The organism is Pseudomonadota bacterium, assembly GCA_018823135.1.
Taxonomy (GTDB): Bacteria; Desulfobacterota; Desulfobulbia; order Desulfobulbales; family CALZHT01; genus JAHJJF01.
In genome coordinates, this window is record JAHJJF010000018.1 from 21,735 (window position 1) to 42,342 (window position 20,608).

Consider the following 20,608-nt stretch of genomic DNA (forward strand, 5'->3'; position numbering starts at 1 on the left):
ATTATTACAAAATATAATTATGCCTTGTTTTATGATCTTTTTTGGAATGATGTGTGATACAGTGCATCCAATGCAAAACAGAAAAGGTACAAATCACCTCAAAGATGCGCACTCATGCAAACTGATAATATATGGATATGTTACCGGAAAAACTTCATGCAGCAATAACCTGCAGCACCAATACGAAACTGATCGCAATGGAGCTTTCAAGCCGTTTGAGCCTGCCCCTTATCGAATCACCGGTAACGGATTACCCCTATCTTCTTGGTGTTACGGAAAAACACCTGGAACTGCAACGGGTTACGCCCTCGCCCCTGGGGCCGATTTTTGTAGATTTCAGCGACGCTTCATTACTCTACCGGCTCAAACATGGTGGGGGGATAAAACAGACACTGGCAAAAGCCTGCGGTCTAAAACCCGGTTTGCGGCCAGAAATCCTCGATGTCACCGCCGGTCTGGGGAAAGATGCCTTTGTCCTTGCAAGCCTCGGCTGCACAGTGACCCTGATGGAGCGGTCGCCAATCATTGCAGCTCTTCTTGAAGACGGATTGAACCGGGCGATGAACGACAGCAGAACCGCTGCCGCTGCCTCCAGAATGATATTAGTCACAGGGAACAGCATAGAATTAATGAAGAAATTTTCGGATGGGAACTGTCCCCAGACCATCTATCTCGACCCGATGTTTCCATATCGCACCAAGAGCGCCCTGGTTAAAAAGGAGATGCGGATTTTACGGGAAATTGCAGGATATGACAGCGATGCGCCAGAGCTGCTGGAAACAGCAATCAAGACAGCCAGACAACGAGTGGTGATCAAACGACCGAAGGCCGCCCCTCCCATAGAAGGCCCAGCCCCGTCTCTATCGACCAAATCCCAAAACCACCGGTATGATATCTATCTCAGGTAATTAAAAATCGTCAGAGCCTGGAAGCAACCTCTGCCCGGCTCTCGCAGAATCAGCTTTATTTCCGGCATGACCCTCGACAAGGACAACCAACTCGTCAACCACATCTTCAAGAGCACCCGACTGGGCTCCCAGTTCTTCGGAGGCGCTGGCGGACTCTTCTGAATTTGCCGCTATCCTCTGGGTCACATCGTTTATCTGGTCCACAGCTTCAAGGAGTTGCTCAATACCGTTTGACTGGTCCTGGGAGGCCGAGCGAATTTCCGAAACCATCTGTCGTACCCGATCGGCTTTTCCTGCCATTCCTTTGATGGTAGTATTCGTTGCGGAAACCAGGCCCTCCCCTTCGTGTATTTTCCCTAAAGACTCCTCAATCAGGACGGAAGTATTCTGCGCCGCTTCCGCTGCCCGCTTGGCAAGGTTCCGTACCTCATTGGCAACAACGGCGAAACCGGCGCCGGCTTCCCCTGCTCTTGCCGCTTCAACTGCAGCATTCAGCGCGAGAAGATTGGTCTGGAAGGCTATTTCATCAATTGTTTTGATGATTTTTCTTGTTTCTTCGCCTGTCGCGGCAATCTCCCCCATTGAGATATTAAGACGATCCATTGCCTGAGAGGAGTCGCCCACCGCCTGGATTGTCTCTTCCATAACCGAATTTGCCTTTTGGGCGTTCTCGGCATTGTTTCTGGTCATTGAGGCAATTTCCTGAAGCGAAGAGGTTGTTTCCTCCATGGACGCAGCCTGCTGAGACGCTCCTGCGGCAAGAGACTGACTGGAAGAGGAAAGCTGCTGCGCGGCGTTGGCAACCTGATGCGAGCTGTTGCTCAAACCCTGTGAAATCCTGTTAATCGCCCTGGTAATGAACCCGGCAATAACAATGCCCAATGCAAGGGCCAGCGCAAAGGCGAAGCCGCCCAGCAGAACCTGAATAAATTGCCAGCGGTTGACCAATTCAGTATTGGCCATCAAGGAATTCTTCACGGTATTTTTCGTGCCCAGGGCTGAATTGAGAATTGTCTGGTCAACATCCTGTAATCGAAGGAATATCTCTTCTGAAGTAGTCTTCAATTGATTGTCCGCCTGAATCATCTCCGTCTTGGCGTTGATCATATTCCCGGTAAGACCATCAAGGGCGGATATCAGCTTTTGAATTGTCTGCTTCATCTCCCCTTCCGGCAACTCGACAAGATCCGTCACCATCTGGCGCAGAAGTTTTGCGGCCCCGTCCTTTGTCGAAGCAACCAGCTTCAGATCATTTGAAGCCAGGGCATCCTTGAGCAGAACGTTGAGCTGATAACACTCGGACTGAAGAAAAAGCGCCGACCTGATTGAGGAGATAGCCAGATCGGTAATGAAGCTGACATCGTTGATCGCATCATCAATGTTGAGATTACGACCCTTGCCGGAAGCTGCTTTTGAAAATTGCTCCCTGATCCCTTTCATCCCGCCTTCAATTTCCTTATCGGATTCTTTTTTTGCATTCTTTTCCGCTTCCGAGGCAAGTTTAGTAATTTTCTCCGTGGTTTCAAGGGTATTGGCCGTCTGATCCGTCAAGGCCAGGGAGGTCCGAATATATTTTTCTCTCAGGCCTAATAACACTTCAACACTATCAAACACATCCTCCTGACCTGAATCCTCACTCCCTGCCGTAATGCCTTTGACCCTCTCAAGGGCTTTGCGATGTTGGTCAAGCTGCGCGATTGTTTCGGAATTGATTATGGATAAAACCAGGGAACGAACCGGGATGAGGCGACGGGCCTGCAGATTCTGGGAGTCAATGGTTGAAACAATTTCACCGGAAGAAACATTCATATTGCTTTGCAGCTGGCGCAACGAAAAAATACCCGCACCGCCGGCAACTCCGGTAAAAAGTGCACAGGCAATAAAACCGACAAGCAAACGCCATTTTAAAGATACATTTTGAAATGAAACCATTTTTTTCTCCTCATCTTCGCTTCAAATACGATGCGAAACGTTTCCCAGCTAAAGCACCTGTTTCGCTGGCTTCCCCAGCCCTTTGGGGTTCGCAAGTCTAAAGCGGCAAGCTTCATTGGCCAGCGGCCTAGCTGAATATTCCCAGGCGGAAGTAGATTAATCAATAAACAGTTAAGGGTTTCATTAATTGTAAACTTACTATTCAACCAATGCAAACAATGATGAGAGCTATTACTAACTCTGGGGATCAGCTTCTTTTGATCAAAGTGAGATTCAGTATTCTTCTACTGATTATTATTAACGATATATCCTCAACGTTAATTAAGTCAAATAAATCAGAGAGGACAATTAAAATTAAAAATGAACAGGAATAATGAACATCTACCCCGCGACTTGAGATTTATAATTCTCCAGTCGCAGGGTATTTCCGTTGAAATTCCGGAAGGCGCAGAACGCGCCGTCAGGGTAATATCCGGTGGCTGGATTACACGGCAGCGGCTTTTTTGAGAGCAGCGGTTATCTGGAGCAATCGTTCGGCTGAAAGCTTGATCGGCACCTGATAGACAAGGGTGCGATTCATTATTGCCGCGGATTTGGGTAAAACCTGCGGGTCGTAGACAACTCGTTTTTTGCCGCCAGGTTCCATGAATGGCCAGCCGCTTTTCGCCAATGTGGAGCCATTGAGCAGATGTTCCCATTTCGGATAATAATGCCAGGTATTCTCAGCAAAATAAACGGCACCGGCGCCGTTTGCCTTCAGCACCTCATTTACTGCGCGTGCCTTGCCCGCATCGGGCAGCATGAAGGCGATAAAGGTTGCCGAATCCCCATCCGGGTCAAGAATGGTTCGGAAAGTGACCCCCGGAATTTTCGAAATAGCCTGCCGCAAAGCGGCCTTGTTCTTTTTCTGGGCAACAACCATACCATCAAGCTTGGCAAGCTGGGCAAGGCCGATTGCTCCCTGGAGTTCCATCATCCGGTAATTGAACCCTACAAAACTCCTGCCCTCGCCGCCCCTGCCGCCCGGATTCACTGCATGGTCGTGGCCATGATCCTGATATTCCGACATCCGGCGCCAGAGATTCTCGTCATCGGTAATAATCATGCCGCCCTCGCCGGTGGTCATGGTCTTCACCGCATCAAAGGAAAAGGTGCCGCATTTACCGAAGGTCCCGAGATGCCGGCCCTTAATCCTGGCGCCGGCAGCCTGGGCCGTATCTTCCAGTACAGGAATTCCGTGTTTGTCGGCAATGGCGACAATTTCTTCAATCCGGGCCGGGGCACCCATCATATGTACCGGAATGATCGCCCTGGTCCTGGGGGTGATCCTGTTTTCAAGATCATCGGGGTCCATATTCAGGGTATCATCTATTTCGCAGAAAACCGGGACCGCACCCACATCAAGAATCGCTTCCCAGGTAGCGACAAAGGTGAACCCCTGAGTGACAACCTCATCTCCAGGGCCGACACCCATGGCTGCCAGACCAACTTTAAGCGCCGCGGTTCCGGATGTTACCGCCTGGGCGTATTTTGCGCCGCAATAGGCTGCAAACTTTTCCTCAAAAGAACGAACCTTGTACACCCCTTTTCTCTGCTCGGGAAACTCATAGCGGAAAAGCACACCGGTATCAAGGACATCCATGATCTCTTTTTTTTCTTCTTCGCCAAATATTTCAAATCCCGGCATCACGCCCTCCTAATTAAGATATATTTGCTAAAACAAGACTATTTTTTGTATGCATATACCATGTTTCATAGCAGGCGGAATCATAAAAATCAACTGCAAGCCTGCATTATTCATGATCCGGTATTACTGAAAAAAATATACTTAAAAAGGCCATGAGTCATGCCGCAAAAAAATGCCGTCCTTGACAAATGCCTATGCGGGAGGATAAGAAACTTGAACTTTATAAAAATATATCGGAGGTTTCAATGAACAAAATACTTCTCACCGTTTTATGCGCAATAACGCTTTTTGCTCTTTTCCCGTTACATAATCTTCAAGCGGCAACCGAGCTTTCTGAAGACGGCCTTTTTGCGAGAATCGACACCACACAGGGGGTTGTTGTCGTGAAGCTCGAGTTTGAAAAAACACCGATCACCGTTGCAAACTTTGTCGGACTCGCCGAAGGGACCAAAGACTTCCATGACACTGCAGGCAGAACTTCAGGCAAATATTACGACGGACTGGCCTTTCACCGGGTGATTGCCAATTTCATGATCCAGGGCGGATGCCCCAACGGCAGCGGTCGCGGCGGCCCGGGATACAAATTCGAAGATGAATTTTATCCAGCCCTCAAACATGACCGCCCGGGAATTCTTTCCATGGCAAATTCAGGTCCCGGGACCAACGGCAGTCAATTCTTCATAACCCACGTCCCAACCCCGCATCTGGACGGCAAACACACGGTGTTCGGAAAAGTTGTTACCGGCCAGGACGTTGTCAATAAAATCCAGAAAGGCGACAGGATCAAGACCGTCAACATTATCCGGAACGGCGAAAAAGCCAAAGCCTTCAAAAGCGACCAGGGGACTTTTGACCAACTCAGGAAAAATATAAAAACCCGCCAGACCAAAAAACTCGATGCACTCATCATGAAAAAATGGCCCAACGCCATAACAACGCCTACCGGTCTCAAATATGTGGTTCTTGCGGAAGGATCCGGGGATAAACCGGCTCCAGGCACCCTGATAACCGCACATTATACCGGGATGTTTCTTGATGGAGGAAAATTCGACAGCTCAGTGGACCGTGGCAAGCCGTTTCAGTTTCCGGTGGGGCAAAATCAGGTGATCAAGGGCTGGGATCAGGCATTTCTTGACATGAAAAAGGGAGAAAAACGTATTCTCATAATCCCACCGGACCTTGCCTACGGCAGCCAAGGTGTCGGCCCCATCCCACCCAACGAGACCCTGGTATTTGAAGTGGAACTTATTGATTTCTAGGAATATAACTTCCGTATAAAACTTTAGCCCGGTGTTTGATGATTTAGCCATGTTGAAGTTTAGATCTTAATAATATCTAATTCGGCTAATTAGGATTCACTATTGCTGAAGATCCGAGGTGACTGTCAATCGTTGTGTATATCAACAATCATCTCGATATTTTGGAGCATGACAAAAAAGTCTTTACACTTAAGCCCGGTTTTTGATGGGTCAAGCAGGTTGAAGATTCAAGTATAAAGGCTATCCGCTATACTCTAGTATGCGGATAGCCTTTATGCGCAGGAGATTCGGACTGATCGGCCCATCAAACACCGGGCTAATGGACGGAACAGGATATGCATGGGTCGTAGGCCCGCACCAGCATTTCAGCTAGCCGCTTGATTTCTACGTCAGTCTTGCCCTGCTCCGAACACTGCCGGGCAAGCTCGATAATATCGTAATGGATATTGGCATTATTCTGGCTCGTTGGAATCACACAATCGCAGCTTTTAATCCTGCCCTGAGCGTCGAATTCATAACTGTGGTAGAGAATACCGCGCGGCACTTCAACCGCGCCGACGCCCACTCCTTCCCTGGGAGTAACCGGCTGGCGGGACTCCTGCCAATCGCTCCCTAAAAGCCCTTCAATAATGGCAACAGAATCCATAACCACATGCACGCACTCAACCAGTTGCGCCAGATTATTCATGAAGGGATTATGATTGACCGGTTCAAGGTTCAAACTCTCTGCAAAACCCAAGGCAAGGGGATTAAGATAGTCAAAATTATTATTAATTCTTGCCAGAGCACCCACCGCAAATGATTCTCGGGAAAGCTTACTCCACTTTGAGGTGGAATGATCAACACAATATTCATTGGTCATTTTCCGGTAGCCGCTTTCAGGTTGCTCCGCATCATCCGAAGAGATGATATCGCCGCCGATAAAGGGATAATCCCCGGTGCCTTCAAGGGATACGAACTCGGTTTCACGGACAAAGTCCGGTATTTCAAATGACGCAAATAGTTCCACGGTCTGCGCCAGGTCGTCGGAACAGGCCTTGAGACGTTTCCTGATACCCTCAAGTTCCTTTCTTTCCGGAAGCATGGTGAATCCCCCCACCACTGTCCGGGTCGGATGCATTCGGCGGCCGCCGATAATATCACAGGCGTCATTGGCCAGAAGTTTCAGCCGCATTGCCCGCTGAACTATATCGGGATGGGTCTTGATCAGCGGCAGCACACTGCCGGTATTGACAAAATCCGGGGCGGCAAGAAAATAAAGATGCAGAATATGGCTCTGCAGGGTCTCCATATGTTTCAGGAGAAGGCGCAGTTTGGCGGTCTGGCCAGTGGGGGTTATGCCAAAGGCATTTTCAACCCCACGAATACTTGCCAGGGTGTGACCGATGGAGCAGATGCCGCAGATTCTGCCGCAGATATACGGGGCGTTTTCCCATTTCTTGCCCACGAGCATCGCTTCAAAAAAACGCGGCGTTTCAACGACTTCCCATTGCGCCTCTTTCACAACTCCGTCACGGATGTTGATATTGATATTCCCATGACCCTCAACACGGGTCAGGTGATGCACATTCACATCGCATGAAACCTTCATTTCCTCTCCTGTTCTTCTTCCTGGTTCTGCCGCAATTCCTCGACAACTGAGGAAAATCCCCCAAAACATTCAAGCCGGTCAAGCATTGTTTCCCGGGAAAACCCGTGTTTTGTCATGATTTCCTGAATCTGCTCAATATTAGCCACTTCCGCAGGCCCCCGGCATCCCCAGCATCCCATGCGACTATTCGGACACCAGGAATCACATCCCCCCCGGGTAATCGGCCCCAGACACGGCTCACCAAGGTCAAACAGGCAGATATTCTCATTGGCCTTGCAATCCATGCATACCGGATATTTGGGGTGGCGGACGGATTTGCCGACAACCAGATTGGTGACGATTCTTTCAACTTCTTCCTTTTTTATCGGGCAACCGTATATTTCAAGGTCAACCGTAACTTCAGCGGATAAAGGCCTTGATGCTTCAGTCTCCACGGGAAAGTCTCCATAAACCTGCTTTTTTACCCAGGCCAGATCATTGAACCGATTTTTCAACTGGTTGACCCCACCGAAACAGGCACAGGACCCCAGTGCCACAAGAATCTTGGCGTTTGCCCGTATCTCCTGAAGCCTCTTCACTTCATCTGCGCGGGTAACACTTCCCTCAACAAAGGCGATATCATACTCATCGGATTTTTCACTCATCGCCTCGCGAAAATTTACCACCTCAACCAGGGACAGAAAATCAAGCAGGCTGGATTCATTATTGATAATCTGCAACTGGCATCCTTCACAGGAAGTCAGTTCAAAAAAAGCGACCCTTGGACGCGCGAGGGGCACACCGAGATAGGATAAATCAGACATTATCAGATCGCCTCCTTGAGATTCATCACCGACCAGTAGTCAAAAACCGGGCCTTCCAGGCAGGTGTAAGTCGAGCCGATATTGCAGCGGCAGCACTTTCCCCGACCGCAATGCATGCGTCGCTCAAGAGAAACAAAAATCTTCTGCATGGGCAGCCCTGCATCAATCAGCATTTTGCAGACAAACTTGAACATGATCGGCGGGCCGCAGACAATTGCATAGGTATCTTTGGCCAGTGAATTCCCATAGGCGGCTATTCTTTTTTCGAGAATCTCGGTGATCAGCCCCACCGGCCCCTGCCAGGCGTCATCAGGTTCATCAACTATAATGTTCAGGTTGATGTCGAATTTGCGCCACATATCGTACAGATAGGTGAAAAGAAGTTCAGACGGCCTCTTGGCGCCGTAGATAATATCAATTTCTTGATAGCGACTTCTGTTTTCAAGAACCGATAAAGCCGGGGAGCGCAGAGGGGCAATCCCCAATCCTCCGGCAATCAGCAGTACATTCTGCCCGTACATTTTCTCCATGGGAAAGGACGTACCGAACGGGCCGCTGATCCCGACCTGAGTGCCCCGTTGGACGCGGGAAAGAAAATTCGTCAGATTCCCGGCTCTCCGGATGCATAATTCAATATCGCCATGACGGATGGGCGAAGAGGATATGGAAAAAGGCGCCTCGCCGATGCCCGGCAGTTCAAGCATAACGAATTGCCCAGGCTTGAAAGAAAACAGCCGCCGTTTTTCAGGATCCTTTATCTGGATTTGATACAGCTTCTCCGTTTCGGTGAGAGGATAAACATTGGTAATTTCAGCCTGGTACGTATACTCAAAAGTTTTGAAATCATGAGCCCTGAGCCCCTGGCTTTGTTCAAGAACATCAATAAATTTAAGAGATTCCATGTCAGGCTTCCTCCCCGCGCACACTTGAAATAACTTCAGGCACCGTTATATCCGCAAGACATGCCTCGCCGCAACGACCACACCCCACACAAAGGGATTCCTCAAACGCCTCTACAAACCCCCGATGTTTGTGATAATAGCGATACTTCAACCGGGTATGACTCTCCGGTCTGAAATTATGCCCACCCGCCACTTCGGCAAAATCAATGAGGTTACAGGAATGGAGATGCTTGAGTTTTACAGCGCCCTTAAGATCCATGTCAACCTGTTCTTCAACCCCGTAACAGTAGCATGTCGGGCAGACATTGGCGCAGGTCCCGCATGACAGGCATTTTTCGCCCCAGGTCTTCCAGACATCCGAATGAAACTCCATATCGAGAATCTTCGTAAGGTCCGTGGTGTCAACCTTGGCGGTAAAGCTTTTCTCCCTGGCCTTCACAGTTTCCAGATACAAGGCATGGTCTTTTCCGGTGGGTTCTCGCGTGGTTATTGATTTCAGATAATTAAACGCCTCCGCAGAGACAATTTCCGCAAAAAAACTGTCTCCGATATCAGTCAGATACATATCAAAACCATTGAAAACAGTATCAGTGCCCATGGACCGGCAAAAACAGAAAGGCTGAGGCGCGCAATCCATACCGATTATAAACATATTTTTACGTTTACTGGCGTAATACGGCGTCGGGTAGACGCTTTCCATGAGAACCTTGTCGAGTTTATTAAGGGCATTGATATCGCAGGCGTGCATCCCGAAAAACACAAAGGGTTTGTATATATTAAAATCTACCTTTTTCTCCCAGGACTCCGGGCTGACATTAAAAGAGCAGAGCGTCTCCAGATACGGCAGAAAATATTTCTTGGCGGAATATTTGGTAGTGGTGTAGTCGAGCCTCAACTCATTAAAATCATAGACAATATCAAATGAATAAATAGGCTGACCTTTTCTATCTGAAGCTATCTGTACCGGGCCGATTATCGGATTAACCGAAAGCACCTCAAAAAGAATCGGAAGCTCTTTTTTAGAAAAAATTTTAAATAGCATCCCCTTACCTCAACACTTACATTTTGTTAAATAAGTCAGATTAGATATGGGGATAATTTATACATGAGATAATAAATTATTCCACAAATAATTACATCTATCAAAGTCCTTATTGTTCTCTCAAGTATCAGTTTTGGAACAACCACATCCGACATTTCGGAAAGAAATTTCCAGCTTTCCGGAATTCAAGCTGAAAAAAACAAACGAAACCACCCGAAAAACCCACATAAAGCCCTAAATACAGAGAACTTCATTGCGGCATGTTTTTTGCAAAAGCCTTTATAATACATTAATACAGTTTCGCTCCATGATCGTCACGATCAATGAACCTTGATGAATTTTAATCATTTTCGATTTTTTTCATTGAATATTCTTGACGTATGAATGAAGCTAATATGTATAATCTATTACATGTTATTTCCAGCGGGGAAGTTTCAATTTTACGGGAAAAGGCCATGAGGAAGGAGAAACAAATGCACACCGGAAAGCATCTTATATTGGCATTGGCTGTATCCATGTTTTTCACCATGAATTCAGATTGTTATGCCGGCAGTATTGATCGGACCAGTGTCTACACCGTCCGATCTCCGAGTATTGTTCTACAGGAAATAATCCGCGGCAACCGGGACTTTGTTGTTGCCCTGGAAAAAGACTATTTCCAGTCCTTTCAAAACCAGCAGAACCCGACTCTCACCGTAGTTACATGCGCTGATTCCCGTGTCCAGAACAACCTTTTCGGCATGGACCCGAGCAATAAAATCTTTACGGTACGAAATATCGGCAATCAAATACAGAATGCCGAAGGTTCCGTTGATTACGGCATTCACCATCTTTCAACGTCAATATTATTAGTCATGGGCCATTCGAACTGCGGCGCCATCAAGGCAGCAATGGGCGATATATCCGAAGAGACAGTCGGCATAATTGCCGAGCTCGCCCCCCTAAAAACCCCGTTATCCGTTGATAACGGCAGCGGCCAGTTCGATGACCGTTGGACGAAAAACATCGAGAGAAACGTCGACTACCAGGTGGCGTATGCAAATCAACTTTATGCCTCAAAGGTTAAATCCGGAGATCTGGTAATTATTGGCGCGGTTTATGACTTCAACAATCATTATAAGAAAGGCCAGGGCGCACTGGTCATCACAAATATTAACGGCGAAACCAACCCGGATAAATACATGAAGCACTCGGCCATGAGGTTTCTCACCAAAACAGAAATTCTTGCACGCATAGGAAGCATCGCCCCGGACACCCATTACACCTCCGCCGAAGTGACTTACGGTTATCACGCTCCACAAAAAAAGTAGATACTTCTCATTGCTGACAGCGAGCACCAATAACAGGCATCTGCAAAACAGTTCCGGAAGTTATTCCGGAACTGTTTTTTTTACTCCGCACTCCATTGTATATGTTATTGATGATTCTTTGAATCAGCTAAAGAGATGCTACAATCTCTCTAAATTAAGATCAGTTACATTCCTATTATAATAGCAGCCAAGACTGCAACCTTTCTATCTTTAATGAGAACAATATCATGAAATATATTGTATACATCAGTTTTATATTATTATTTATATGCACTGCTTCTCTCCTGCTCAGGAATAATTGGTTTACAGAAAAAAAAGAAATTGTCGAACCAGCTTTGATCATAAATAATAAAATTATATCAATGGCTGAATACAAAAAAATTCAAAACCTGCAGTCTAAAACTACTGCTGACACAGATTATTTCATCAATTCTCTTATTACCAGGCAGCTTTTAATCCAGGAAGCACAGAAGGAGGGAATTGATCAAGAGGAATACTTTCGGCTTTCATTAAAAAATTACTATGAACAATCACTGATAAAAACTCTGATAAACAGAAAGATGGAATCGATCTCCGTTGATGTCACCGAAGATGAAATAGGTAAATACTTATCGCTCATTGGATCAACAATCAATTTAACCGAATACCGTTTCAACAATAAAAAAGAAGCAGTAAACGGTTCTTACGAAAACGGCGCCCGGCTCGACCTGCAATTTAACAATTTATCAAACGAACTCAAATATATGGTCGTGATCACAGAAGAAGGCAGCATGACCACTCCGCTCAAATCAGGCGACTTCTTCATCGTTTACCGGGTTGAATCAATAACCGGTCCAAAAACAATTCCCTCGCAAGCGCCATCAAACCAAGAAATTAAAGCAATTCTCACCAAGAACAAAAAAACCAGTGCAATTAATACATGGACTTCTTTATTGGAAAGTGAAGCTTCCATTCAAAATTTCATTACAAAAAAAGATTAGTAAACTCCGAGAGATTCTTCTGCACTTTTCATCATGCGCCGGAAAGAAAAAAAATAAACAGCCCCTTTTTTCCTCAACCAAAACTTACGGGATCGTAAAAGTGAAACACCACTACATGAGAAGAAATTATTTCATCAAGAAGAACCTTCAGGGAAAATACATTTTCAGTTATTTCATTTTCTTTTTGATCGGCTGCGGCGGCCTGGCGGCAATTCTAGCCCTCTCCATCCCTGATTCCATGACAATCACCTATGACAACAACGATCTGCAGATGGGCAATACCTCAATATTTTTCATTAAAAGCCTGCTGAGTACCCACTGGATTACAATACTTTCCGGAGGGCTTGCAATCGTTGTTGGCGCCTTGATCATAACCCACAGAGTTGCCGGACCGCTTTACAAGATTGAAGCGCTGTATGATTTGATGCTTGAAGGCAATTTGTCAGAGGGAATCAGTTTCCGGAAAAATGATGAAGGGCATGAACTGGCCGACAAAATTACCCGCTTTAATTTCCTGATCGCAGAAAAGATTTCCAACGTGCAGGACTATTCTGACGAAATTACCGCCTCACTTAATGCACTCGCGAACTCACAGGAGTCATTGCCGGATTCAAGCAATTTCCAGGCTGAAATCCAAAAAATCACCGAATTAAATACGCAGATCAGTGATTCCGTCTCATTGTTCACTGTGAATAAACCGTGAGCCCTTTTTCAAATCTCAACAGCATTAAACTTTCACAGTGAACACTAATACCAAAACAGTTAATTCATATGCCGTCACCCTGGCAATACTGATTATTGTTTCCTGGGCACATCCCTGTCACGCAGAGGAAATCCGATCCAGATTCACAACTATCGATTTTGGTGACGAAATCACGCTCCAGGAACTCAACCGGAATCTGTTAATCGACAATCTGGAATACATGCTGAAAAACAAGACTTCGCTGACGATTTCCGAAGAGGTGGCTGATAAACTGGATGTAATTGTCGAAAAGGTTGAGGAGGTCTTGGAAATGTTTCCGGAAAACCTTCAATTCAAGGTTGTACTCTTACCGACCAGTCTGGATGTTCAGAATCTGCACAGGGAAAAATACGGGAGAAAAGTCCCTTATATCGCGTTCTACGCCCCTCGCGACAACACCGTTTATATATCGACCCAGGATGCATCTCTTGCAGTTATTACCCACGAGATCGCCCATGTGGTCTTGACCCACTATCTTGAAGTATCACCCTCTTCAAAAATCCACGAAGTTCTCGCCCAGTATGCCGAACAGCATATTGTTCAGTAATTGAAGCTCCCCTTCCAGCACTAAACAAAATAATGTAGAATAGCGCATATGCATGAAATGTCACTGGCGATGAATATCGTTGAAATCGCCACCCAAAATGGGCTGGCGGAAAATGCCGGAAAAATAAACATGGTTGAGCTTGAAATCGGCAGCCTTGCCGGTGTAATGGTTGAAGCGCTCACCTTCTGTTTTGAAGCGGCGACAAAAGGGACCCTTGCTGAAGGTGCAGCGCTTCAGATCAATGATGTACAGGCCAAGGCAAAGTGCACAAAATGCGGAACATTATTTTTTATCCAATCCCATTTTGATGATTGTCCGGACTGCGGCAACCCTGCCGCCGAGATAATCCAGGGAATGGATTTAAAAATTATTTCAATCACGGTTGATGAATAAAAAAATTAGCTCATTTACCCAAATCATTTCTCCGATAAAGGCGAAACCTGTTATGTGCGACACATGCGGCTGCAGTCACTCAAAAATTTCTCTCACCGTCAAAGCACCCGGCGCAAAATCCATACATGATCATTATCATTCGCCCCAGAAGAAAATTGAAATCCAAGAGGATGTTCTTTCCAAAAACAATCTCCTGGCCCAGGAGAACCGGCGATTTCTTAAAAATAAAAACATCAGGACCTTTAATCTCGTAAGTTCGCCGGGATCAGGCAAAACAACCCTTCTTGAAAAAACAATTATTGCCCTTAAAAAAAATCTCTCGATTGCAGTGATCGAAGGCGATCAGCAGACATTCCGTGATGCGGAACGCATAGAAGCCACAGGAGTCCCTGCGGTGCAGATCAATACAGGAACCGGTTGTCATCTTGATGCGGAGATGATTGCCAGAGCATTGCAAAGCCTTCCGCTGCAAGACAACTCCCTGCTGTTTATTGAAAATGTCGGAAATCTCGTGTGCCCGGCGATGTTCGACCTTGGCGAGGATGCCAAGATCGTCATCATCAGTGTCACTGAGGGCGATGACAAACCCCTGAAATATCCAGGCATGTTTCATGCCGCAGATATCTGCGTCATCACCAAGACCGATCTTTCACCCTATGTTGATTTTGAGATTGCGGCGTGCAAGGAAAATGCCCTGGCCGTCAATCCCCGCTTGAAATTCTTCATCCTCTCCGCCAAAACCGGTGAAGGCATGGGTGAATGGCTGGACTGGCTAAGCCATCGATAAAAAAATCACTGGCCGCGACGACTTTTGGAGAGGTTCACATCAATCTCTTTCATTTTCGCCAGGGCTTCGCTGACCTGTTGGAGTTGCGATTCGAGGGCTTCAATCTGCAATTTTTTGTCCGCGAGTTCAGCTGATATATTATTGTTTCCCAAAAGAAGTTGGCGGTTTTCGGCGACCAGTAGACCGTTTTCCTTTTGCGCCTGCGCCATTTCTTTCTGAAGTTCAAGTATCTGCTCAACCAAGCCCAAAGAGTGAGCCACCCGTTCCTGCTCTGCAGCCGACACATCTGAATTGAGAATTTTCCTGTACCAGGCAAAAGCCTTCTGGATATCCATCTCAGGATTATTAAAATTGCTGTATAGAGCCGCGGTTTTGAGGGACGCGGTCAAGGCGATTTTTGTGGATGGATATTTCTGGGTAAGAGCGAGATACTCCTGGGTTGCTTCAGGAAATTTCCTTTCATCTTCAAGACGTTGCGCACGTTCGAATTCAAGTCCCGCTAATCTTTTTTCTTCAAAACTCTGGAGAATCGGCGCGCATCCACCGAAAATGAGAAATAACACAATGATACAAGAACAAAGCTTAATCATAGACCAGTTTCCCGTCTGCCGGGGCTGGCAATTGATTCAATGAAGCAGACTGAGGGTCCCAGGGAAGCTCAACAGTAAACACCGAGCCCTTGCCTTCCAGACTTTCAACCCTGACATTGCCGCCGTGCCCCTCGACAAAGGCCTTGACCATTGCCAGACCCAGACCGGTCCCCATGACCTTTTTATGCGCCTTATTCCTGACCCGATAAAACTTGGTAAAAACATGTTCAAACGCTTCAGCGGGAATACCGACGCCCTGATCCCGGACCTGTATTTCCAGAAAAAAACCTTTAGACGCAACGTCAACATGCACCGCTCCTCCCGCAAGGGAGTATTTTACCGCATTGCTCAAAAGGTTTCGCAAAACGATGCAGATCTTGTCCGGGTCAACCTTGATTTTCGGCAGATTCTGCGCGACGGAATAATTCAGGGCAATTTCGTTTCGCTCAGCAACTATCTTCATTTCATGGACAATCTCCCGGACCAGATCACCCAGGTCAAGGGATTTCAATGAATAGGTCATCATGCCCGCTTCGACTTTGGCGATATCAAGATACTGATCACTGAAAGCGGCGATCATATTGGTGGAATCCCGGATTGAAGTAAGAAGATTCTGCTGTTTACTATTGATCTCGCCGAGTCGTTGGCCTTCAAGAATTTCATTCGCAGTCAGGATAGTCTGAAGCGGCGTCCGCAGTTCATGGGAAATCTGCTGCATCATCTCGGCTTTGAGTTCGTTTGATTTCATAAGCCGTTCACCCATTTCATTAAACGCCCGGGCAAGCAATTCAGTCTCATCGCCGGTGTCGACGATTACCGGATCAAACCGGCCTTGAGTGATTTTCGCCGTGCCTCGGATCAGCTTGGCAATCGGCCTTGTGATGGTCCGGGCGATAAGCAGGGCGATAACCGTCGCTCCGACAAAGGAAAAAATGACCAGGAACAAAGCCACATGCGACGACCTACGGGTAGTGGACTCAACCCTGGCCATGGCATCGCCGATTGTAAGCTGGTTCAAACTGATCAGGTGATCCAGCGTCCGGTGTTGAAGTCCAAGTGCCTTCAGCCAGTTATCTACAGCCTGGATGGTCCCGACGCTGCCGGGATTCTGCCGCATGGAACTGAATTCCATGACAAAATACTCATGGGTGGAACCGATATTGTTCACCAGGGATTGCATGGCCGGGTCTGCCTGCGCATTCCGCAAGGCCCGGATATTCCGAGCGAAACGGCCGGACACCTCAAAAAACAGATCATAATAGGCCTGGTCTTTTGAAATAAGATATTTCTGAAGATAGCCTTCCTCGTCAAAAAGATCGATCTGCAGCTGCTTGGCAAGATCAATACTTCTGACATTGGAAGACAGGGTGACTTTGGCGGAATCGGAAACACTTTCAAGGGCGATGAGAATATAGGCGCTTGAAATAACCATGATCCCGATAATGCTAGCAAAACCGAGCATGAGTTTTTGATAAATTGTCAGCTTCATCTCTCTTCCCGATATTCGTCAGAAACCGTAATCCTGGATAGCGTCAAACAATTCCTTCTGGGTAAAAGGCTTTTTGAGAATATGTTCCACCCCGAGCTTATCGGCAACCGTCAGATAACGGTCCGCATCAATGGCTGCACCTCCCGACATGGCAATGATCTTTGCATCCGGATACTCCTGCAGCAGATCATTAATCATTGAAAGACCGGTCTTGTTGGGCATTACCATATCGGTTATGACCAGCTCCGTTTGCAGCTCGCGGTACTTATCAATCCCCTGCTGGCCGTCATCAGCCTCGATGACTTCAAAGCCTGCAAACTCAAGGAGAAGCTTGATCATGCCGCGCATGGTTGGATCATCATCAATCAACAAAACTTTCTTCATCGTTAATACCTGCAAGCCCTTATCTGGAGGGCGGTAACTGCTTTTGACAGAGGATTATTCTCAAAAAGTACGCGCCTATAGACCTTAATCATTACTCCTTTGCCGGCAAATTTCAAGGGAAAGAAGCGTGAGAGGCTTTACTTAAAAATAACATCTCATTAAAAATCAGCATCAGCTTTACGGCAAAATAGACTAGAATACCCATCAGATTCTTATGAAATAAGATGAAATATTCATGCACCAAGGTCTTCCCTTATATACACTTGAGACAAGAAATCAGAATTTACTAAAAAATCCCCCCTTTCGACAAAACCTTATGCCCGCCAAAATTATCCGATGGAAAATTGCAATCAGCGGAATCGTCCAGGGTGTGGGCTTCCGCCCTTTCATCTATTGTAAGGCTGCAAAGCATAAAATCGCAGGATTTGTAGCAAACACCGCCAAAGGGGTGATAATCGAGGCGGAAGGGTCACTGAAAAATCTTGAATCATTTCAAACCGCGATTCAAACAAATTCCCCGCCTTTAGCGGAACTCAACGAAATTATAACGAAAACTATCGAACCGCAGGGAGACACGGCTTTTTCCATAGCCCTTTCATTTGCATCAACTGAGGCTTGCACCCTGATACCCCCTGATATCACCCTGTGCAAAGATTGTCTTGAAGAACTTTTCAATCCTGAAGACCGACGGTATCTCTATCCCTTTATCAACTGCACCAACTGCGGGCCCCGCTATACAATTATTAATAATATCCCCTATGATCGACCGTCAACAGCCATGGGGGATTTCATCATGTGCGACGATTGCCGGCAGGAATACGATGATCCGAAAAATCGCCGTTTTCACGCCCAGCCCAATGCCTGTCCTGCATGCGGACCGCAATTGGCCCTGTGTTCTCCCGACTGCGAAGAAATAGCCAATAGGACAGATGCCATCAGACAGACCCAACAATTCCTCAAACATGGAAAAGTCATCGCAATCAAGGGCCTTGGCGGTTTTCACCTGGCAGTAGACGCCCGAAACGATTCAGCGGTAAAACTTCTGCGGCAGCGGAAAAGACGTGAAGAAAAGCCCCTGGCAATCATGGCAAAAGATATTGAGACGGCCAGGTCAATCTGTGAACTGCATCCCATGGACGAGGCGCTCCTCATCTCTCCCCAGAGCCCCATCGTTCTGGCCCGCAAGAAGCTCGACAAGATACTTTCGGATTGCATTGCACCGGGAAACGATCTCGTCGGCGTAATGCTGCCGTACACGCCTTTACATCATCTGCTCTTTGAGAATAATCTAGACTGCCTGGTTATGACCAGCGGCAATATCAGCGAGGAACCCATCTGCATTGATAATGATGAGGCATTTCATCGGCTCAAGGAAATTGCCGATTATTTCCTTATCCATGACCGCGACATCTATCTGCGAAACGATGACTCCGTAGTCATCCACCTGCATGACCGGACCCGCATTATCAGACGAAGCCGGGGGTATGTGCCTGTTCCGGTTTTTATTAAAAACGCCGGCCCCACTGTTTTAGGGGTGGGCACGCATCTCAAAAACACCGTCTGCCTGTTGCGCGGCAAACACGCCTTGATGAGCCAGCATCTCGGCGATCTTGAAAATCTTCCTGCCTATGATTTTTTCACCAGGACAATCAACCATATGCAGACAATCTTTGATTGCACCCCGGAAATGATTATCCATGATCTCCACCCGGACTATCTTTCCAGCAGATGGGCCACAGAACAGGGCTGCAGACTGCTTGCAGTGCAGCATCATCACGCCCATCTTGCGGCGTGCCTTGCAGAAAACCTCCATGACGGCCCGGCTATCGGCATTATCATGGACGGCACCGGGTATAGCGCGGACGGCACAATCTGGGGGGGCGAGGTGCTGATCGGTGATTTCAAGGGATATAAGCGCTATGCCCATTTTGAAGAAATGCCGCTTCCGGGCGGCGATATTGCCATCAAGGAACCCTGGCGCACGGCTGTGGCCTATCTTCACCAGGCACATGATACTCTGCCGGACCTGCCTTTTCTGGCCGGGCACGATATTGCGGCAATTTGCCAAATGCTTGAAAAAGATGTGAATTGTCCAAAGACCAGCAGTTGCGGGCGACTCTTTGACGCAGTGGCAACAATCTGCGGCGGCAAACCGATAATTCGCTATGAGGCCCAGGCAGCCATAGAATTCATGCAGGCCGGAAACGGCATTGCCGAAAAATCCTTTGATTTTGAGTTCACGGCTCACGATGGAATACTTCATCTCCCGGTTCGTTCGATAATCAGATCAGTTACCGAGGCGGTCAGGAGCGGCCGGACAATGTCGGAAATCAGCCGCCGTTTCCACAAAACCTTGATTGATCTTTTCACTGCGATTACCATCAGAGCAGCAAAAGATTCCGGGATTAAAACCGTGGCGTTGAGCGGCGGTGTTTTCCAGAATCAGATTTTATTCTGCGGACTGATCCCTGAACTTGAAAAATCAGGCTTTACAGTGCTTACCCATTCGTTGGTCCCCACTAATGACGGATGCATCTCCCTTGGTCAGGCTGTTATCGGCAGAGAATATTTAAAGAGTGCTGAGGGGTGAGGAGTGAGGAGTGAGGAAAAAATATAAAACACCTTTAAGCCTGTCACTATTTCTATTCAATGTCATGAAGTTAAGGGAATTTTCTCGAAACGAACCGCAGAACATCGAACAAGGAATATCGAATTTCGAAGTGTTTTCTTTTACTTCCTCAGTTCGAAATTCCTTGTTCGATATTCAATATTCTCTTTTAAAATGAAACAAATCCTTAAATTAACGACATTCATTTACTATTGACTCGTCACTATTTACTTATCACTATTCACTTAAGAGACTTTAAAAATGTGTTTAGCCGTACCGGGAAAACTGGTTGAAATCTATGAAGAGGCAGGCCTGAAGATGGGCCGGATCGATTATTCCGGAACCTTTAATATGGCCTGCCTTGAATATGTGCCGGAAATTGAGGTTGGCCAATACACTGTGGTGCATGCCGGATTTGCGATCTCGGCAATTGACGAAGATGAGGCCCGAAAAACCCTTGAAATCTGGCAGGAACTCATTAAGGCAACCAAAGAGCAAGGCATAGATATATTTGCAGTGACGAGTGAGGAATGACAAGTGCTGAGTGCTGAGTGCTGAGTGCTGAGTGCTGAGTGCTGAGTGCTGAGTGCTGAGTGCTGAGTGCTGAGTGCTGAGTGCTGAGTGCTGAGTGCTGAGTGCTGAGTGCTGAGTGCT

At 47.0% G+C, this 20,608-nt stretch carries 19 protein-coding genes; 10 read left to right on the top strand and 9 right to left on the bottom strand.

Annotated features, from left to right (window positions below; all coding sequences use genetic code 11):
• Positions 1–131: 131 nt before the first annotated feature.
• Positions 132–908, top strand: a complete 777-nt coding sequence (locus KKE17_01630) for a class I SAM-dependent methyltransferase (GenBank protein MBU1708682.1) — start codon at positions 132–134, stop codon at positions 906–908.
• Here KKE17_01630 and KKE17_01635 read toward each other — a convergent pair whose 3' ends face one another.
• Positions 909–2,840, bottom strand: coding sequence for a hypothetical protein (locus KKE17_01635; GenBank protein ID MBU1708683.1), 1,932 nt, complete (start codon positions 2,838–2,840; stop codon positions 909–911).
• 484 nt (positions 2,841–3,324) lie between these two features.
• A complete protein-coding gene (locus tag KKE17_01640; GenBank protein ID MBU1708684.1) occupies positions 3,325–4,527 on the bottom strand; it encodes a DegT/DnrJ/EryC1/StrS family aminotransferase in 1,203 nt (400 codons plus the stop codon).
• Positions 4,528–4,772: 245 nt separating this feature from the next.
• On the opposite strand from KKE17_01640, the gene KKE17_01645 reads away from it, so the two are divergent.
• Entirely contained in the window at positions 4,773–5,786 is a 1,014-nt protein-coding gene (locus KKE17_01645; GenBank protein MBU1708685.1) for a peptidylprolyl isomerase, read from the top strand.
• A 316-nt stretch (positions 5,787–6,102) separates the two neighbouring features.
• On the opposite strand, the gene KKE17_01650 is transcribed toward KKE17_01645, so the two are convergent.
• From KKE17_01650 to KKE17_01665, 4 genes are read right to left on the bottom strand one after another with little or no spacing between them, the layout of a single operon-like run.
• Entirely contained in the window at positions 6,103–7,377 is a 1,275-nt protein-coding gene (locus KKE17_01650) for a Ni/Fe hydrogenase subunit alpha (GenBank protein ID MBU1708686.1), read from the bottom strand.
• Positions 7,374–8,180 (bottom strand): NADH:ubiquinone oxidoreductase, encoded by an 807-nt coding sequence (locus KKE17_01655; GenBank protein ID MBU1708687.1) that lies wholly within the window; start codon positions 8,178–8,180, stop codon positions 7,374–7,376. Before KKE17_01655 ends, KKE17_01650 begins: the two co-directional genes overlap by 4 nt.
• A gap of 2 nt (positions 8,181–8,182) precedes the next feature.
• The gene (locus KKE17_01660) at positions 8,183–9,082 is read right to left on the bottom strand and encodes an FAD/NAD(P)-binding protein (GenBank protein MBU1708688.1); all 900 of its coding nucleotides are present in this window, start codon (positions 9,080–9,082) and stop codon (positions 8,183–8,185) included.
• 1 nt (position 9,083) lies between these two features.
• A complete protein-coding gene (locus KKE17_01665) occupies positions 9,084–10,124 on the bottom strand; it encodes a 4Fe-4S dicluster domain-containing protein (GenBank protein ID MBU1708689.1) in 1,041 nt (346 codons plus the stop codon).
• A 473-nt stretch (positions 10,125–10,597) separates the two neighbouring features.
• On the opposite strand from KKE17_01665, the gene KKE17_01670 reads away from it, so the two are divergent.
• The 6 genes from KKE17_01670 (at position 10,598) to hypB (ending at position 14,883) form a co-directional block, all read left to right on the top strand.
• Positions 10,598–11,434, top strand: coding sequence for a carbonic anhydrase (locus KKE17_01670; protein ID MBU1708690.1), 837 nt, complete (start codon positions 10,598–10,600; stop codon positions 11,432–11,434).
• A 227-nt stretch (positions 11,435–11,661) separates the two neighbouring features.
• The gene (locus KKE17_01675; GenBank protein ID MBU1708691.1) at positions 11,662–12,414 is read left to right on the top strand and encodes a hypothetical protein; all 753 of its coding nucleotides are present in this window, start codon (positions 11,662–11,664) and stop codon (positions 12,412–12,414) included.
• Between the two features lie 115 nt (positions 12,415–12,529).
• Positions 12,530–13,117: a methyl-accepting chemotaxis protein gene (locus KKE17_01680; protein MBU1708692.1), complete on the top strand. Its 588-nt coding sequence runs from the start codon at positions 12,530–12,532 to the stop codon at positions 13,115–13,117.
• A 37-nt stretch (positions 13,118–13,154) separates the two neighbouring features.
• A complete protein-coding gene (locus tag KKE17_01685) occupies positions 13,155–13,703 on the top strand; it encodes a hypothetical protein (GenBank protein MBU1708693.1) in 549 nt (182 codons plus the stop codon).
• 57 nt (positions 13,704–13,760) lie between these two features.
• A complete protein-coding gene (hypA, locus tag KKE17_01690) occupies positions 13,761–14,096 on the top strand; it encodes a hydrogenase maturation nickel metallochaperone HypA (GenBank protein MBU1708694.1) in 336 nt (111 codons plus the stop codon).
• Positions 14,097–14,148: 52 nt separating this feature from the next.
• On the top strand, positions 14,149–14,883 hold the full coding sequence (gene hypB, locus KKE17_01695; protein ID MBU1708695.1) for a hydrogenase nickel incorporation protein HypB: 735 nt from the start codon (positions 14,149–14,151) through the stop codon (positions 14,881–14,883).
• 5 nt (positions 14,884–14,888) lie between these two features.
• Here the strand turns inward: hypB and KKE17_01700 are convergent, their stop codons facing one another.
• Genes KKE17_01700 through KKE17_01710 form a run of 3 tightly spaced genes read right to left on the bottom strand, consistent with a single transcriptional unit; the run spans position 14,889 to position 17,346 of the window.
• On the bottom strand, positions 14,889–15,473 hold the full coding sequence (locus KKE17_01700; GenBank protein MBU1708696.1) for a hypothetical protein: 585 nt from the start codon (positions 15,471–15,473) through the stop codon (positions 14,889–14,891).
• The gene (locus KKE17_01705; protein ID MBU1708697.1) at positions 15,466–16,962 is read right to left on the bottom strand and encodes a HAMP domain-containing protein; all 1,497 of its coding nucleotides are present in this window, start codon (positions 16,960–16,962) and stop codon (positions 15,466–15,468) included. Before KKE17_01705 ends, KKE17_01700 begins: the two co-directional genes overlap by 8 nt.
• 18 nt (positions 16,963–16,980) lie before the next feature.
• Positions 16,981–17,346, bottom strand: a complete 366-nt coding sequence (locus KKE17_01710; GenBank protein MBU1708698.1) for a response regulator — start codon at positions 17,344–17,346, stop codon at positions 16,981–16,983.
• 316 nt (positions 17,347–17,662) lie between these two features.
• On the opposite strand from KKE17_01710, the gene hypF reads away from it, so the two are divergent.
• Entirely contained in the window at positions 17,663–19,936 is a 2,274-nt protein-coding gene (hypF, locus tag KKE17_01715) for a carbamoyltransferase HypF (GenBank protein ID MBU1708699.1), read from the top strand.
• A 279-nt stretch (positions 19,937–20,215) separates the two neighbouring features.
• Positions 20,216–20,488, top strand: coding sequence for a HypC/HybG/HupF family hydrogenase formation chaperone (locus KKE17_01720; GenBank protein ID MBU1708700.1), 273 nt, complete (start codon positions 20,216–20,218; stop codon positions 20,486–20,488).
• The last annotated feature ends 120 nt before the right edge of the window (positions 20,489–20,608 follow it).

Excerpts from the sequence above, each read along its gene's own strand:
- KKE17_01630 (MBU1708682.1), top strand. The coding sequence starts at position 132 with ATGGATATGTTACCGGAAAAACTTCATGCAGCAATAACCTGCAGCACC.
- KKE17_01635 (MBU1708683.1), bottom strand. The coding sequence starts at position 2,840 with ATGGTTTCATTTCAAAATGTATCTTTAAAATGGCGTTTGCTTGTCGGT.
- KKE17_01640 (MBU1708684.1), bottom strand. The coding sequence starts at position 4,527 with ATGCCGGGATTTGAAATATTTGGCGAAGAAGAAAAAAAAGAGATCATG.
- KKE17_01645 (MBU1708685.1), top strand. The coding sequence starts at position 4,773 with ATGAACAAAATACTTCTCACCGTTTTATGCGCAATAACGCTTTTTGCT.
- KKE17_01650 (MBU1708686.1), bottom strand. The coding sequence starts at position 7,377 with ATGAAGGTTTCATGCGATGTGAATGTGCATCACCTGACCCGTGTTGAG.
- KKE17_01655 (MBU1708687.1), bottom strand. The coding sequence starts at position 8,180 with ATGTCTGATTTATCCTATCTCGGTGTGCCCCTCGCGCGTCCAAGGGTC.
- KKE17_01660 (MBU1708688.1), bottom strand. The coding sequence starts at position 9,082 with ATGGAATCTCTTAAATTTATTGATGTTCTTGAACAAAGCCAGGGGCTC.
- KKE17_01665 (MBU1708689.1), bottom strand. The coding sequence starts at position 10,124 with ATGCTATTTAAAATTTTTTCTAAAAAAGAGCTTCCGATTCTTTTTGAG.
- KKE17_01670 (MBU1708690.1), top strand. The coding sequence starts at position 10,598 with ATGCACACCGGAAAGCATCTTATATTGGCATTGGCTGTATCCATGTTT.
- KKE17_01675 (MBU1708691.1), top strand. The coding sequence starts at position 11,662 with ATGAAATATATTGTATACATCAGTTTTATATTATTATTTATATGCACT.
- KKE17_01680 (MBU1708692.1), top strand. The coding sequence starts at position 12,530 with ATGAGAAGAAATTATTTCATCAAGAAGAACCTTCAGGGAAAATACATT.
- hypA (MBU1708694.1), top strand. The coding sequence starts at position 13,761 with ATGTCACTGGCGATGAATATCGTTGAAATCGCCACCCAAAATGGGCTG.
- hypB (MBU1708695.1), top strand. The coding sequence starts at position 14,149 with ATGTGCGACACATGCGGCTGCAGTCACTCAAAAATTTCTCTCACCGTC.
- KKE17_01700 (MBU1708696.1), bottom strand. The coding sequence starts at position 15,473 with ATGATTAAGCTTTGTTCTTGTATCATTGTGTTATTTCTCATTTTCGGT.
- KKE17_01705 (MBU1708697.1), bottom strand. The coding sequence starts at position 16,962 with ATGAAGCTGACAATTTATCAAAAACTCATGCTCGGTTTTGCTAGCATT.
- KKE17_01710 (MBU1708698.1), bottom strand. The coding sequence starts at position 17,346 with ATGAAGAAAGTTTTGTTGATTGATGATGATCCAACCATGCGCGGCATG.
- hypF (MBU1708699.1), top strand. The coding sequence starts at position 17,663 with ATGCCCGCCAAAATTATCCGATGGAAAATTGCAATCAGCGGAATCGTC.
- KKE17_01720 (MBU1708700.1), top strand. The coding sequence starts at position 20,216 with ATGTGTTTAGCCGTACCGGGAAAACTGGTTGAAATCTATGAAGAGGCA.